Below are 14,433 nucleotides of genomic sequence, written 5' to 3' on the forward strand. Positions count from 1 at the left end.
GCTTGTCCGGACCGCTCGGTTCGCGACCCTTAAGCTTCGGAACCACAATGGATTTCCTGACTACCCCCGTGCACTCGCTGCCGCACGTGCTTCTTCATTATATCTCCTCCGCCTTCGGCAAGCCCGAGGTGCCCGTCCTGGTTTCGGGCGGCGGTATGCCCGCCGACAGCGTTCTGTACGACGCCCAGTCGGTCGTCGTCTCGCTGAGCTGTGTCGCCGCACCTATGTTCCGCAGCAAGATCGAACGGCTCGCGGCGGATCAGTCGATCGACGTGATGCTGGTACGCTGCTGCCTGACCGGCGGTGACCTGCTGCCGGTGTCGATCGACGTCGTGCTGGCGGGCGGCGGCCTTACCCCCTTCAAGCTTGAGGACCTGGCGCTCTACCGCCACGATGATGGCGGCCTGTGGCTGGTGCCGTTCGGGTTCGGTGGGGCGATCCGGCTGGAAGCGCACGGCCTCGAACTCTATCTGGTGCCACCCTATGCAACGCTCGCCGAACGCGCCGACGGCATCTACCGCGCTGCGTCCGATCTGGCCGAACGCCTCTACCCGCAAGGTGCGTTCTGATGCGGACCAAGGCCAAGCGCGCAGCCGCAACACCCAGCGTCGAGGTCAACCCGGGCTGCCTGCCGGATCCGGCAAACCCGCATAGCTGGCTGGTGCTGACCGGCGACGATGCCCATCGTGATGCGACCCGTGTCATGTATGGCTGCCTGCGACCCAGCTTTCGCGGCCACCTGAACAGCGCGGCGGCCTTTGCCGCCGCCAAACTGACCGTCGGTGCACCACCCGACACGCCGCCATGGACGCTGACCGCCGCACGGGCCGAGGTGCTGCTGCCGCCGGGGGCGGATGACCGGCTGTCCGACGCGCGTATCCTGATGGAGACGGTCGACGCGGAACTGCCGGTCAAGGCCAAGGCCCTGCTCGCCTATCTGACCTTCACCTTCCCGACCGCGCGACTGCACGAGCAATATGAACTGGTCCGCGACTTCACCCGCCAACTGCTCGTTGTGCCGTTCGAGGTGGCCGCACTGCTGGTCCAGCATGCGCCCCACCGGGCCGGAAGTGCCAGCCCGCCGCATGTTCATGTTCTCCTTGCTGGCCCCAGGCGACTGACGCCGCTGGGCTTTGGCGAATGGGTGACACCGCTCGCCACCGACAAGGCCCATGCCCTGGTCGGCAACGCCTTTCGGGCATTCCAGGCCGACTGGCGGCAAGCCTGAACACGCTGGCGCCCGCCGGCGAACCAACACCATCATCGGGAAACATCATGAACGATAACGAACCCTGGCCGCGGATCGGCCAGGCGATGAACTCGCACGTCGTGCGGACACTGGCGCAGGGAGCGGAGTGGCGGCTCACCGACATGCCGGCCGACCTCGGCCTGCCGCTCGCTGGCTGCCTGTATAGCGAGGCGAACCACCTGCTGGTCACGACAACGGTCGGCAATCTCGCCGCGTCCATCGCCGCGATGGACAGCGCGCTGCTCGCGACCCGGTCGGACGCGCTGATCGTCAGGGCTACAGCCGAGGACGGGATGCCGGGCTTTGCGTTGGGTGTGTGGCATAGCGGGCGGGTTACCTGGCACTGGATGCTGACGCTCTGGGTTGGTGTCGACGCTGGCCTGTGGCTCGTGCCGACACCGGACAAGCGGGATGGCACGGCTGCTTCGGGGTTCCGGCTGACGGCGCGACATCTTCGTGTCGAAGAGGTGCCGTGGCGAACGGCACACGAACGCGCCGATGGCTTGGTCCGGGCCATCCGCATGCTGGTCCACGGCGAGCGCGGCCTGGCATCCGGCCCTGCGGACGGGGAGGATCGGTCATGACGGTGCCGATGCCCCGCCTGCTGCGGCAGGCGTGCTGGGCGCTCGTCATCGCCTTCCCGCTGCTCGTGCTGGCCGGCCAGCACTGGCAGCACGCGGCGGCGGGGCCGAGTACGCGAGGCGTGATGGCGGTCGCCGCCGTCATATGCCCGTCGGCCGTCGAGCGGGTCCGGGCGGTGCGCGTCGCTGATGGGGCGCACGCGCTTGACCGTGCTGTCCTGCGGCGGATCACGGCGCAGCTTCACATGGGATCGGGTTGCTCGATCCCGCACGAACCGCCTGCCGCGCGGGCTGATCAACAGCGCGATCGCGGTGGAGGGGAGAAGATGAGGGGGATGGGCAAGTCGATGTGATCCCCGTGGTGGGGATGAAACAAGGAAGACACACCATGAACCCCGACCAGACCGCCCATGTCCGCGCCCATGTCGCTGCCGTTTCCAAGCTCTTGCTCGACAACAAGATCATGAACCCCGGCCTGATGATCATGGCCGGTGATCCGCTCGACCATCTCCAGCAGATCGCGTTCGGTCGCACGGCCGTTGAGGCACAGGTTGATCTCATCTATCTCGAATTCGCCGTCGGCGAAGACGACGTCCCCGTCATGACCGGGATCACCGTCATGCTGCCGCGCGACACCGTCTGCTACGTTTCGACGAGATGCCGCCTGTCGCTCATCCCCGGCAAGGCTCGCGCGGTGATCGTGCCGCAGGACGGGGCTCAGTCCCACTTCAAGGTGCTGCCGGGCGAGATCGTGCAGGTGCGGGGGTGGCCGGCGTCGCTGGCGGCCGGATGTGACCGCGCGACCGCGAAGCTGGCGGCGCTGGTTCGCGACGGCGCCGACCTGGGAGGCCAAGTCAATTTGCAGACCTGGTGTTGATATTCAAAGCTGCTGCCGCCCAGTCGGCAGCAGCATTATCATTCCCATCCGACTGACGCACTTTTGCAAGAATAAATCGCTATCCTTTTTCGCGGAGCAGGGTCGATCGTCTGTTTCAAGGGTTATTGTATGCTGGAATGCCAACATTGTTTGATAAGGGCATGATGTGGGACAAAGCCGTCGTTTGCATTACACAGGCTGAACGTCAGCTCTTGTAAGAGGCTGACGTTCAGCGCTTGCTCGAGCGGCGTCGCGTTATGACAAAAGCTGGGCCGGTGGCCGACAGGCGGAAGTTTATCCGAAGCGGCTGCTACAATCGGGGGCTGTCGTATAGAAACACCCGGGCCCAGAGTCCTCCGAGGTGAACAGCGTCGGCGACTGCACGACCCTTCAGAATGCGAAAAATTGCGGCGCCGCTAACACGGACTGGGAAGCTTCTCCTTTCCGATCACGCCTACGTCTATAGGCGACAGGTGGGACACGTTTATGACCTTACCGAACAAGGGGCACTGGAACGCGCCTGCTCTAGGGTCAGGACCCATTGATGTGAGCGTCGCGATCTGATTCAGGCTTCCGCAAGGAGACCGGGATGAGCGACCTGTTTTGGCTGACGGACGAGCAGATGGAGCGCCTGCAGCCGTTCTTTCCCAAGAGCCACGGCAAGCCGAGGGTGGACGACCGGCGGGTGCTGAGCGGCATCGTGTTCGTCAACAAGAACGGGCTGCGCTGGCGAGATGCGCCCAGCGCCTACGGCCCGCACAAGACGCTGTATAACCGGTGGAAGCGCTGGGGCGAGCGAGGCGTGTTCACGCGCATGATGGAGGGGTTAGCTGCGGGCGATGCCGAGCCCAAGACCGTGATGATCGACGCGACCTACCTGAAGGCGCACCGCACGGCATCGAGCTTGCGGGTTAAAAAGGGGATCTCGGCCGCCTGATCGGTCGGACCAAAGGCGGCATGAACACCAAGCTCCATGCCGTTGCCGATGCGAACGGCCGCCCCTTGAGCTTCTTCATGACCGCCGGCCAAGTCAGCGACTACACCGGCGCGGCAGCGCTGCTGGACGAACTGCCAAAAGCGCAGTGGCTGCTCGGGGACCGCGGCTACGACGCCGACTGGTTCCGCGACGCCCTCCAGGCCAAGGGCATCCAGCCCTGCATCCCGGGCCGGCGATCACGCAACGAGCCGGTCAGGTACGACAAGCGTCGCTACCGGCGTCGCAGCCGCATCGAGATCATGTTCGGCCGCCTTAAGGACTGGAGGCGCGTCGCTACCCGCTACGATCGCTGCCCCACGGCCTTCTTCTCCGCCGTCGCTCTCGCTGCCACCGTTATCTTCTGGCTGTGATCAACGAGTCCTGACCCTAGCAAAAAGCGGATCGGTAGTCCGCGTCGCAGGCGTAGCGCATCTATACGCGCAATTGGCGCAGGTTATCTCGGCGGACACGAGGGCCGTATTCGACTTCCTGACCGCGCTGGTACGCCACCAAGTGCTCGATGCGATCGAGCGGCATCCGCGACCGAGCAGCGCCAGAACGTGTAGATCGGTCCTAGCCGACGCTCATACCCGCATCACAAAGCCGGCGTTGAGTTCGAATGGCGCGTCGAGCAGCAGTCCCCACAGGTCGCGCACCATGGTCTGCAGGTCGCCGGATGCGGTGACGGCGACGGGGATCGCGCCATGCATGAGATCGTTGCGCGCCAGCCGCGCCGTCTGCAGCCGCTGGCCGAGATAGGACGAAATCAATCCGCCACCCTCCAAATCCTCGATCTTCGTTTTCAAATTGCGTTCGCGCAGCGTCTTGCGGGATACCGGGGCCATCGTGTGATGGTGCGCGGCGAAGGCCTGGCGGGGCACCGTAGTAACGGCGCCATAGGCGAAGAAGACTTCGTTGATGAGCGCTTCGGCCACCGAGAAATTGATGGCGAAGCTGGCGGGGGCCAACTGCGCATGGTGCAGAACCGCCGCCTGATAGTTCATGGCCATGCAGACCTGCAGATTTGCGTAAGCGAAGGCCGACGCGCGGGCCGCGAGACTTTCGGTAAAGCGCGCCGCATCGGACAGATCGCCGGCACTGATCAGCTGCATGCGCGGTGCATTCTGCCTGGCGGCGGCGAGTTTCGGGCCAAGCACTGCGGTCGCATACGCGGTGTTTTCGACGGCGATCACGTCGCCTCGACGCTCGAACGCCAGAATGTCATTCATGCTCGCGCTGACCGCGCCCGATAGGGCGGTATGGCGGATGGCGCAGATGCGTCCGAACACCGCGCCGGCGATGAAGTTGGCGAAGAGCAGCCGCCGGCCTTGCAGGACGAGAATCTCGTCGCGCCGCTCGGTGACATGGTCGGGAATCGCGAAGGCGCCCGGCCCGACCGCGTCGAACTGCTCGATCGACGCCAGTTCCCCGCTGTCGAGGAACTGGATCGCGATGGCGCCAAGCTCGGTCAGATAGATCGTCGCGATATCGCCGAAGGTCAGTTGGGCGACGATCGCCAGCGGTGCGGCGGCAGCGTCGGTGCCGAACACATGTTCGGTGTTCGGCATGATGAGGATCGAGTCGACAAGGCGTTTTGCGATTATCTGCATCGCGACCGTCTAATGGTTCGGTCCGGCATTGGAACCTATCAACGGTAGATCCAGACAACAACACCCGCGGTTGCGGCCTCTCAGATAGTGGCAGCTTTCCCGACAGTCGACGCCGCGTTAAAAGGCTAATACCGGGGCGCCTTGCTGACAGCTCGATTAAAGCCTTCTTGGCAAGTTCCGCTAGAAGCGGACATTCACGGTGTCTGAGTTGGACGACCGGCCTTGGTCGGTAGCCGCCGCTCATTGTCGTCCATCAGGGCGAGATACATATCATGCAGCGACGTGAAGTTTGGCTCGCCGCGCTGGTTCTCATGTCATTTTTCGGCCCGTTGCGATCACCGGTTGCCAATCGACCGAAGGGTATTGAATCTTCTCTACGGCGTCGCGGAGTACCGTCATTTCGGCGCCGCGCCCATACAGCGTGCTGACGGATCCATCTGCATGGCCGAAGAGCAAATCGACGATTTCTCTCAGAACCTTGCCGCGCACGGCGCGCTTCCCGGTGTGACGAAACGAGTAGAACACCAGTTCCGGATCGGACAGGCCGATTGCATCGAGGAAATCGTTCAACACGCGCGACAGGCGTTGCGTCCGGCTGCCATAGGCATTGGCTTCGAGTTCGGGGAACAGCCATTCCGCGCCTTCCGCGCGGCGCGCATTCACCATATCAAGGAAGCCCGCTTCGAGCAGCGTCGAATGCAACGGGATGTCCCGCTTGGCGCTGGCAGTCTTCATCCGCTTGGCTGGCCCCTCTTGCTCCTGGCGGACGCGCAGACGATCGGGTTCGATGGCAATGTATGGGATGCCATCGTCGGTCTTGATGTTGCCCGGCCGCAGTTTGCCCAGTTCTTCGAGGCGGCAACCGGTGAATGCGGCGAGCATCAGTACCCAGAACAGCGTTCGCGGCGCTACCCCGTCACGTTCAGGCAGAGGAGCGTTGAAGATTCTTGCCATATCCTCCGGCTCGAACGGGAGGCGCGGATCCTGCAAAGAGTTTGTTGGCAAGGATTTCACCGTCTTGGCAACATTGTCCTCGATGACCTCCATTTCCTCGACTGCGTGTTCGAGGGTCACCCTTATGGCTGAAAGTGCCTTATTGACGGTACCATTCGCTAGCTTCGGTAATCCCTCAGCTTCGGCTAATTCGACCTGTTCTAACAAGGGGAGCGCGGTAACCTTCTTCTTTGCCCGACTGGGAAGTCCGGAACAGGTGCGGCGATAGGCGCGTACCATCGATGCCGTGATCTGATCGACGGGTGGGTCGTCATGAAGCTGGGCGAACCGATTCACGGCGGTTCGCCACTCGTCGACGAGTTTGGCCTCGCGCGGCTCGAACTTTGCCCAGGCTTCATAGACCTGGGTGATTGTCGGCATCGTCTTGGCTGGCGGCGTCGGCAGCTGTGATTTTTTCGAAGGTGGGGATAGCGCGGGGAGGACCGCCCCGGAGCCCGTCACAAGGACCGAGGGTGGTAGGATGCGGCTCCGTGCCGGATCGATGCTGAGAGCACAGGCAGCGCAGAGCCTGTCAAGGTAAGCGCGACCAATTGCCTCGTAGAGTTCGGGCGCCAGCGGCCAGCCCAGGGCGTTGGCGGAGGCTACCGCTGCGATCAACCACTCGATTGGATCGAGGGTGGGGAGGGCGGCAACCCGCTGTAGCGTCTCGAGCCAGGGCAGGGGCATGAAGTCGGGCACCGCATTCAACATAACGGTTCGGCTTGTGTGGTCCCGCAGATCATCAAGGCCCGGCGGCGCGCCGAAGTCGTAGCGTGCACCGGGCGCATGGTCAGTCAGGCCGTTGGCATATTCGAATGCCCCGAGCTCGAGCGCGGCGAGCTTCTGCGCCGCGCCGCGGAGTTGCTCATCCGATTGTCCGTCGAGAAAATCGTCGACCATCACACGTGCCGAGCGGAGTTGCCGGCTGGCCAAGGCGCGACGGGCGGCGGCAAGCTTCTGCTCATAGATCACGGCATGCGGATGGTAGCGCTGACGGGCTTCGTCGGGATCGCGGGTATCGAGGGTGCGCTTGTACTCGCTCGACGCGCCATCGAAGAACGGGCGGAGCGCGGCGGGGACGACCCGTCGAAAGTAGAAAATGCCGGTGCGAGGATCTTTGAAAGGGGTGGCCATACGGATCACTTTGTACGCATCCTTTGTACACAAGGATGGGTAAAGCGTCCATGAAGACCGCCAAAACCGCGCAAATCCGCCATTCTGGCGGATGCTGGTGACCCCTACGGGAATCGAACCCGTGTTTCAGCCGTGAAAGGGCCGCGTCCTAACCGCTAGACGAAGGGGCCGCCGGGTGGCGTGGAGGGGCCTCTAAGGGAGGTTGTGGAATCGGTCAACAACTTTTTTCAGTCGGCCCATGCGGCGTCCTCGATATGGAGTTCTGCGACGTCGCGGCCCGACCAGTCGTCGACCTTGGCGCGGCCTGCCAGCCACAGGCGGCGCGTGCTGCCTGCCCCCAGCAAAGCCTGTCCCAGCGCGGTGTCGGCCTGGCGGAAGGCCATCGCCTTCAGGCTGCGGCCGTCCGCGCCGGCGACGATGGCGCGGACATGGTTGGTGCCGACCAGATCGGCGCGGATCACGCGAAAGGGGCCGGCGGCGATGCGCGGGGCAGGCCAGCCCATGCCGTAAGGGCCGCCCGCCTCCATCGCGCCGACCAAAGCGGGATTGACCCCGCCGGGTGCCAGCACGGCGTCGACCAGCAGCGCGCGCCCCGCGCTGGCGCGGACCACTGCTTCGGCCAGGCGCTCCTCCAGAAACTCGGCGAACTCGGCGATCCGATCCGCCTCCACGGTCAGGCCCGCCGCCATGGCATGGCCCCCTCCGGCGATCAGCAGGCCCTGTTCCTTGGCGGACAATATGGCGGCGCCCAGATCGACCCCGGCGATCGAGCGGCCCGATCCCTTGCCGATCCCATGCTCGTCGATGGCGATGACGATGGCGGGGCGGTCGAGCTTTTCCTTCAGCCGCCCCGCGACGATGCCGATGACGCCGGGATGCCAGCCCGCGCCGGAGACGACCGCGACCTGCCGCGCGCGGTCGACGATGGTCTCGGCGGTGGCCTGGACCCCGGCCTCGATCGCGCGGCGTTCGTCGTTGAAATGGTTGAGCTCCTCGGCGATGGCGCGCGCCTCGGCGGGGTCTTCGGTGGTGAGCAGCCGCACCCCCAGATCGGCGCGACCGACCCGTCCGCCCGCATTGATGCGCGGACCCAGCGCAAAGCCGAGGTCGGAACAGGTCGGCGCGCGGGTCAGCCGTGCCGCCTCGGTCAGCGCGGCCAAGCCGATATTGCGCCGCTGCGCCATCACCTTCAGCCCCTGGGCGACGAAGGCGCGGTTGAGGCCGCGCAAGGGGGCCACATCGGCCACCGTGCCCAGCGCGACGAGATCGAGCAGATCGAGCAAACGCGGCTCGGCCCGGTCGGCGAAGAAGCCGCGGGTGCGAAGCGTCCGGATCAGCGCCGCGCCCAGCAGGAAGCAGACGCCGACCGCCGCCAGATGGCCGTGCGCCGCGCCCTCGGTCTCGTCCAGCCGGTTAGGGTTCACCACCGCATGGGCGCGCGGCAGCTCGGTCGCGCATTTATGGTGGTCGACCACCAGTATCTCGATCCCGGCGGCCTGGGCGGCGGCGAGCGGCTCGAACGCCTGCGCGCCGCAATCGACAGTGACGATCAGGTTCGCACCCTCCGCCTGGAGGCGCAGCAGCGCCGCCTCGGTCGGGCCATAGCCTTCGCTGAGACGGTCGGGGATATAGGCGCGGGGCGCCAGGCCGAGGTCGCGCAGCAGGCGGACCATCACCGCCGCCGAGGTCGCGCCGTCCACGTCATAATCGCCGAAGATGGCGACCGCCTCTCGCGCCATCACCGCATCGGCCAGGCGCGCGGCGGCGCGGTCCATGTCGCGGAAGATCGAGGGATCGGGCATGAACCCCCGGATCGAAGGCGTGCGATGTTCCTCGACCGCATCGGGCGGGCAGCCGCGTGCGAGCAACAGCTGCGCGACCAGATCGTCATGGCCCAGCCCGTCGCGCGCATCGGCGGCCAGGGCACGCCAGCGCCAGGGCTGGCCGAGAATCGATTGGCCGATGCCGAGGACTTCGGTCATGGGCGAGCGGCGAAAGCGGAGAACGTCACGCGAACGCCATGCCATGCCGCGCGGAGTCGCGACAAGGGGGGATGGGGCGCCGGGTCAGCTGACCCAGTTGCCCTCGCGAAACCATTTGGTGATGACGTATTTGACGCCCTCGACCACCGGCATCCCTTCATGCAGGGTCATCTCGTTGGGGCTGCCGTCCAGCTTCATGTTGTTCCAGGCGAGAAGCAGGCCCCGGCGCGGCGCGACGCGGATGCCCGCCTGCGGAAACCAGGTCGCGCCGCCCTCCGGCACGTCGTTGAGATAGATCATCGCGGTCCAGGTACGCTGGCCGCCATGGACCCGGACCTTTTCCCAATAGCTTTCGCTTTCGTGGAAATAATCGTGATGCGCGCGGAATTGCTGGCCGGGGGCATAACGCTGGCCCTGCATCGTCTCGCCCTGTTCGGGGGCGATGCCGAGCAGATCGGCGATCGACTCATCGATCGGCTGCACATCGGGGGACCAGCGATTCATGTCGCAGCTTTCCGAGGTGCGGAATCCGTAATCGGGCCGGTCGGACAACAGGGTCGAGGGCCGCCGATTGGAATCGATCATCGCGATCAGCGCGTCGCACTGGGCGGGCGTGAGGAAGTCATGCTGATAATAGATTTGCGCGGTGTCGGTCACCACGCGCTGGACCGCGGGGTTGGCGTCCAGCCGTTCGGGCACGCTGACCCCGAAGCGGGCGCGGACGGGGGAGGCGGCGGGATTGCCCTTCGGCTTCCTCGAAAACAACGACATGCCCCGGATGTGCGACGATGGGCGGCCAAAGACAAGAGGCTGGAGAGGGAGGGGGCGCGTCCACCCCCTCCGTCCCGCCATTACCAGAAGATGTCGTACACGATGTCGACCACCAGCCCGCTGCGCAGGTCGACCAGCACCGCATCGTTATAATAGCGGACCCAGCGATACGAGCCGTAAGCGGGCGGCAGGCGATAGGCATAGGGATCGTCCAGCCAATAGCTCTGGCCGAAATACATCGGCTCCAGGATCACGCCGCTGGAGAAACGCTGATAGCCATAGCCGCCATAGGGCGAATAATAGCGGGGCAGGTGATAGGCGCCGCGATTGAGCGAGCGCCAGCCCAGCCAGTCATAGCGGCGGTCGCGACGCCAGCTGCGGTTCCACTGATCGGCCCAGGCGCGCCGTTCGGCAAAGCCGTAATTCTGGTCGTTCTGGTCCCGCCAGTCGCCGAAGCTGCGGCCCCAGCGGTCGCGATCCTCGCGCCGACGCCGTTCCTCGTCGCGCCAGCGCTGGTTCTGCGCCTGGTCCCGCCATTCCCTTTGACGCCATTCCTGCTGGCGGCGGTCATCGTCCGGCGTCCGCCAGCCCGCCGGGTCGCGCGGGCGGTCACCGCGCCAGTCGCCGCGATCGGGACGCGGCCGGTCCGGGCCGGGTCCGTCCGGGCCGGGGCGGTCATAATCGCGTGGTCCGCCATCGGGACCGCCGGGGCGGCCGGGTGCGGGGCCGGGTTCGGGACGCTGCGGGCGCGGCGCCTCGGCATGGTCCGGGCGGAAGGCCGGGCGGTTCTCGGGAAAGGATTCGCGGTCGTGGAAGATCGGCCGCCCCTCGCTGCGCTCCAGCCGACCGGCCGGGCCGCCCGGATTGCCCGGACCGGGGGCAGGGCCGCCGGGGCGCGGTCCGCCCTCGGGACGGCCGCGCGGGCCATCCATGATCATCGCCTGCGCGCCGACCATCGCGGGGGCCATGCCCGCCGCCATCGCCGCCGTCGCCAGCAAGCCCGCCATCCAGTTCCTGCTCATCGCTCGTATCCCCATCCGTCGGCGCACGAGCCGACCCCGATCATGCGATGCACCTTGCCCCATGGCCGTTGAGCGGATGCTGAACCCGTCCGTCAGCATTGTGAAAGAATCGGGTCATGGCGTGTCATGAACGCCCGCAGGCGCAAGGAGCGCAGGAACGGCACGCGCGGCGTCGGCGGGATCGGTGCCGGGCAGGGGGGCGGCGTGGATCGTCTCCTCGCCACGCGCGGCACGGGCGGCGCGCTGGATCGCCTCGACCAGCCGGGGATAGACGCCGCAGCGGCACAAATTGGTGATCTGCGCGCGGATCGTCGCTTCGGAGGGGGCGGGATCGCGGCGGAGCAGCGCGGCGGCGGCCATCACCAGGCCGGGGATGCAAAAGCCGCACTGGCTGACATTGGCGGCCAGGAACGCCTGCTGCACGGGGTGCGAGCGGTCGCGCGACAGTCCCTCGATCGTGGTGACGACGCTGCCCTCGATCCGGCCGATGGGGATCTGGCAACTGCGCACCGCCCGCCCGTCCAGATCGACCGTGCACGCGCCGCAATCGCCCGTGCCGCAGCCATATTTGGTGCCGGTCAGGTTGGACGCGTCGCGCAGCGCCCAGAGCAGCGGCGTGTCCGGGGGCAGGCGATAGCGGACGGGCTGGTTGTTGACGGTCAGGCTGGTCATCGGGGGCCAGGCATAGGCGATCGACCAGCCCCGCTCAATCGAGGCGGGTCACGTCGTCGGCCGGTCGCATCCCAGCAGCGGCGCGGCGCGGTCGAGCATCAGGTCGGCGTCGGAAAAGCGGATCGGGGTGCGGACGCCGGGGACGGTGGAGCCGTCGGGCCGCTGCGGATGGATGGCCAGTCCGCGCGCGACGACCTGCGGATCGGCAAAGGCCTGTTCCACCGTATTGATCGGCCCGGCGGGGACGCCCTCCGCCGCCAGCCGGGCGAGCAGCGTGTCGCGCGGCCAGACCCGCGTCGCCGCTTCGATCATCGGGGTCAGCGTGTCGCGATGCTCGCAGCGCAAGGCGTTGGTCGCGAAGCGGGGATCGTCGCCATCGATCCCGACCAGCGCGGCGAAGCGCCGGAACTGCGTGTCGTTGCCGACCGCCAGGATGAACCAGCCGTCGCTGGCGGGAAAGGCGGCATAGGGCACGATATTGGGATGCGCATTGCCCAGCCGGGTCGGCGTCGTGCCCGAGGCGAGATAGTTCATCGCCTGGTTGGCGAGCACCCCGGTCATCGTGTCGAGCAGCGCCATGTCGATCCGCTGCCCACGGCCCGTGCGCTCCCGCATGTGCAGCGCCGCCTGGATCGCGATCACGGCATAGAGCCCGGTCATGATGTCGGCCAGCGCCACGCCGATCTTCTGTGGCGGACCGTCGGGCTCGCCGGTCAGGTCCATGATCCCGCTCATGCCCTGGACGATGAAGTCATAGCCCGCGCGCGGGGCATAGGGGCCGTCCTGCCCGAAGCCGGTGATCGAGCAATAGATCAGGCGCGGGTTGATCGCCGACAGGCTGTCATGGTCGAGGCCGTAGCGGGCAAGGCCGCCCAGCTTGAAATTCTCGATTACCACATCGGCATCGGCGACCAGGTCGCGGACGATCCGCTGCCCCTCCGGCGTCGCGAAGTCGGCGACGACCGAGGATTTGCCGCGATTGGCGGCGTGGAAATAGGCCGCGTCGCGGCTGCCGTCCGGGTTGGCGATGAAGGGCGGGCCCCAGCGGCGGGTGTCGTCGCCCTCGGGGCTCTCGACCTTGACGACCTGCGCGCCGAGATCGGCCAGCACCTGCCCCGCCCAGGGACCGGCGAGGATGCGGGCCAACTCGACGACCTTCAGTCCGGTCAGGGGTGGGGGATTTGCCATCCTCAATCCTCCCCATCGCAAGATGGAGAGGGGGACCGCGCCCGCAGGGCGTGGTGGAGGGGCAGGGGCATAAGCCCCTCCACCATCCTTCGGATGGTTCCCCTCCCCAAGCCGAGCTTGGGGAGGAATGGGGACGGGATCAAAATGCCGCGATCCCGGTGATGGCACGGCCCAAGATCAGCGCGTGGACGTCATGCGCGCCTTCATAGGTGTTGACCGTCTCCAGGTTCAGCATGTGGCGCATCACCTGATACTCGCCCGAAATGCCGTTGCCGCCATGCATGTCGCGCGACGCCCGCGCGATGTCGAGCGCCTTGCCGACATTGTTGCGCTTGACGATCGAGATCATCTCGGGCGCGAACCGGCCCTCGTCCATCAGCCGTCCGACGCGCAGCGAGGCTTGCAGGCCCAGCGCGATCTCGGTCTCCATATCGGCCAGCTTCTTCTGATAGAGCTGTGTCGCCGCCAGCGGCCGCCCGAACTGCTTGCGGTCCAGGCCATATTGGCGCGCGGCGTGGAAACAGAATTCCGCCGCCCCCATCGCGCCCCAGCTGATCCCGTAGCGCGCGCGGTTGAGGCAGCCGAACGGGCCCTTCAGCCCCTCGACATGCGGCAGCAGCGCGTCCTCGCCCACCGCCACCTCGTCCATCATCACCATGCCGGTGATCGAGGCGCGCAGGGACAGCTTGTTGTCGATCTTGGGCGCGGACAGCCCCTTCATGCCCTTTTCCAGCACGAAGCCCCGGATCGCGCCGCCATGCGCATCCGACTTGGCCCAGATCACGAAGACATCGGCGATCGGCGAATTGGAGATCCAGGTCTTGGCGCCCGACAGGACATAGCCGGCATCGACCTTCTTGGCGGTGGTGCGCATGCCGCCGGGATCGGAGCCCGCATCGGGTTCGGTCAGCCCGAAACAGCCGATCCATTCGCCGCTCGCCAGCCTGGGCAGATAGCGGCTTTTCTGTTCGTCCGAGCCATAGGCATGGATCGGATACATGACGAGGCTCGACTGCACGCTCATCATCGAGCGATAGCCGCTGTCGATCCGCTCCACCTCGCGCGCGATCAGGCCATAGGCGACATAGGATGCGCCGACGCCGCCGAATTCCTCCGGGATGGTGGGGCCAAGCAGCCCGAGTTCGCCCATCTCGCGGAAGATCGCGGGATCGGTATGCTCGTTGGCGAAGGCGTCGATGATGCGCGGCGCCAGCCGGTCGTCGGCATAGGCGCGCGCGGTGTCGCGGATCATCCGCTCGTCATCGGTCAGCTGGTCGTCGAGCAGCAACGGATCCGCCCAGTCGAACTTGCCCATTCGGGACATGTCTTCTCTCCTTATCCTCCCGCTTCTCCCGAAGGCGGCCTGGTTTGTCCACCC

Annotated in this window: 14 protein-coding genes and 1 tRNA gene; 6 read left to right on the forward strand and 9 right to left on the reverse strand. The window is 66.2% G+C overall.

All coding sequences use genetic code 11. The annotated features are described in order from the left end of the window. Positions 1 to 47 precede the first annotated feature (47 nt). From QE385_RS18440 to QE385_RS18465, 6 genes are all read left to right on the forward strand, one after another. Positions 48 to 569, forward strand: coding sequence for a hypothetical protein (locus QE385_RS18440; protein WP_307104379.1), 522 nt, complete (start codon positions 48 to 50; stop codon positions 567 to 569). Further along, positions 569 to 1,228 carry a hypothetical protein gene (locus QE385_RS18445; protein ID WP_307104381.1) on the forward strand — a complete coding sequence of 220 codons (660 nt, stop codon included), beginning with the start codon at positions 569 to 571 and terminating at the stop codon, positions 1,226 to 1,228. The genes QE385_RS18440 and QE385_RS18445 overlap by 1 nt, the downstream gene beginning before the upstream one ends. Positions 1,229 to 1,275: 47 nt before the next feature. Beyond that, on the forward strand, positions 1,276 to 1,833 hold the full coding sequence (locus QE385_RS18450) for a hypothetical protein (RefSeq protein ID WP_307104383.1): 558 nt from the start codon (positions 1,276 to 1,278) through the stop codon (positions 1,831 to 1,833). After that, positions 1,830 to 2,183: a hypothetical protein gene (locus QE385_RS18455; protein WP_307104384.1), complete on the forward strand. Its 354-nt coding sequence runs from the start codon at positions 1,830 to 1,832 to the stop codon at positions 2,181 to 2,183. Before QE385_RS18450 ends, QE385_RS18455 begins: the two co-directional genes overlap by 4 nt. A gap of 35 nt (positions 2,184 to 2,218) precedes the next feature. Beyond that, a complete protein-coding gene (locus tag QE385_RS18460) occupies positions 2,219 to 2,707 on the forward strand; it encodes a hypothetical protein (protein ID WP_307104386.1) in 489 nt (162 codons plus the stop codon). Positions 2,708 to 3,296: 589 nt separating this feature from the next. Further along, a protein-coding gene (locus QE385_RS18465; protein WP_307102204.1) for an IS5 family transposase occupies positions 3,297 to 4,054 on the forward strand; the annotation gives its coding sequence in 2 pieces (ribosomal slippage) (positions 3,297 to 3,630 and positions 3,630 to 4,054; 759 coding nt in all). A 213-nt stretch (positions 4,055 to 4,267) separates the two neighbouring features. On the opposite strand, the gene QE385_RS18470 is transcribed toward QE385_RS18465, so the two are convergent. The 9 genes from QE385_RS18470 to QE385_RS18510 form a co-directional block, all read right to left on the reverse strand. Beyond that, positions 4,268 to 5,293, reverse strand: a complete 1,026-nt coding sequence (locus QE385_RS18470; RefSeq protein ID WP_307104387.1) for a hypothetical protein — start codon at positions 5,291 to 5,293, stop codon at positions 4,268 to 4,270. A gap of 309 nt (positions 5,294 to 5,602) precedes the next feature. Further along, positions 5,603 to 7,420, reverse strand: coding sequence for a site-specific integrase (locus QE385_RS18475; protein ID WP_307104826.1), 1,818 nt, complete (start codon positions 7,418 to 7,420; stop codon positions 5,603 to 5,605). A 95-nt stretch (positions 7,421 to 7,515) separates the two neighbouring features. Next, positions 7,516 to 7,590 (reverse strand) — tRNA-Glu (locus QE385_RS18480). A 57-nt stretch (positions 7,591 to 7,647) separates the two neighbouring features. Further along, a complete protein-coding gene (gene recJ / locus QE385_RS18485) occupies positions 7,648 to 9,402 on the reverse strand; it encodes a single-stranded-DNA-specific exonuclease RecJ (protein WP_307104389.1) in 1,755 nt (584 codons plus the stop codon). An 84-nt stretch (positions 9,403 to 9,486) separates the two neighbouring features. Next, positions 9,487 to 10,173: a 2OG-Fe(II) oxygenase gene (locus tag QE385_RS18490; protein ID WP_307104391.1), complete on the reverse strand. Its 687-nt coding sequence runs from the start codon at positions 10,171 to 10,173 to the stop codon at positions 9,487 to 9,489. An 80-nt stretch (positions 10,174 to 10,253) separates the two neighbouring features. After that, a complete protein-coding gene (locus QE385_RS18495; RefSeq protein ID WP_307104393.1) occupies positions 10,254 to 11,195 on the reverse strand; it encodes an RcnB family protein in 942 nt (313 codons plus the stop codon). 114 nt (positions 11,196 to 11,309) lie between these two features. Next, the gene (locus QE385_RS18500) at positions 11,310 to 11,867 is read right to left on the reverse strand and encodes a (2Fe-2S)-binding protein (protein WP_307104395.1); all 558 of its coding nucleotides are present in this window, start codon (positions 11,865 to 11,867) and stop codon (positions 11,310 to 11,312) included. Between the two features lie 48 nt (positions 11,868 to 11,915). Next, positions 11,916 to 13,055, reverse strand: coding sequence for a CaiB/BaiF CoA-transferase family protein (locus tag QE385_RS18505; RefSeq protein WP_307104396.1), 1,140 nt, complete (start codon positions 13,053 to 13,055; stop codon positions 11,916 to 11,918). A gap of 139 nt (positions 13,056 to 13,194) precedes the next feature. After that, positions 13,195 to 14,379, reverse strand: coding sequence for an acyl-CoA dehydrogenase (locus QE385_RS18510; RefSeq protein ID WP_307104399.1), 1,185 nt, complete (start codon positions 14,377 to 14,379; stop codon positions 13,195 to 13,197). Positions 14,380 to 14,433: the final 54 nt, after the last annotated feature.

Source organism: Sphingomonas sp. SORGH_AS_0950 (genome assembly GCF_030818415.1).
Classification (GTDB): Bacteria; Pseudomonadota; Alphaproteobacteria; order Sphingomonadales; family Sphingomonadaceae; genus Sphingomonas.

Bases quoted from the DNA above. Each gene is read 5' to 3' on its own strand.
- QE385_RS18450 (WP_307104383.1), top strand. From the start codon at position 1,276: ATGAACGATAACGAACCCTGGCCGCGGATCGGCCAGGCGATGAACTCG.
- QE385_RS18495 (WP_307104393.1), bottom strand. From the start codon at position 11,195: ATGAGCAGGAACTGGATGGCGGGCTTGCTGGCGACGGCGGCGATGGCG.
- QE385_RS18460 (WP_307104386.1), top strand. From the start codon at position 2,219: ATGAACCCCGACCAGACCGCCCATGTCCGCGCCCATGTCGCTGCCGTT.
- QE385_RS18445 (WP_307104381.1), top strand. From the start codon at position 569: ATGCGGACCAAGGCCAAGCGCGCAGCCGCAACACCCAGCGTCGAGGTC.
- QE385_RS18510 (WP_307104399.1), bottom strand. From the start codon at position 14,379: ATGTCCCGAATGGGCAAGTTCGACTGGGCGGATCCGTTGCTGCTCGAC.
- QE385_RS18470 (WP_307104387.1), bottom strand. From the start codon at position 5,293: ATGCAGATAATCGCAAAACGCCTTGTCGACTCGATCCTCATCATGCCG.
- QE385_RS18440 (WP_307104379.1), top strand. From the start codon at position 48: ATGGATTTCCTGACTACCCCCGTGCACTCGCTGCCGCACGTGCTTCTT.
- recJ (WP_307104389.1), bottom strand. From the start codon at position 9,402: ATGACCGAAGTCCTCGGCATCGGCCAATCGATTCTCGGCCAGCCCTGG.
- QE385_RS18500 (WP_307104395.1), bottom strand. From the start codon at position 11,867: ATGACCAGCCTGACCGTCAACAACCAGCCCGTCCGCTATCGCCTGCCC.
- QE385_RS18490 (WP_307104391.1), bottom strand. From the start codon at position 10,173: ATGTCGTTGTTTTCGAGGAAGCCGAAGGGCAATCCCGCCGCCTCCCCC.
- QE385_RS18505 (WP_307104396.1), bottom strand. From the start codon at position 13,055: ATGGCAAATCCCCCACCCCTGACCGGACTGAAGGTCGTCGAGTTGGCC.
- QE385_RS18475 (WP_307104826.1), bottom strand. From the start codon at position 7,420: ATGGCCACCCCTTTCAAAGATCCTCGCACCGGCATTTTCTACTTTCGA.
- QE385_RS18455 (WP_307104384.1), top strand. From the start codon at position 1,830: ATGACGGTGCCGATGCCCCGCCTGCTGCGGCAGGCGTGCTGGGCGCTC.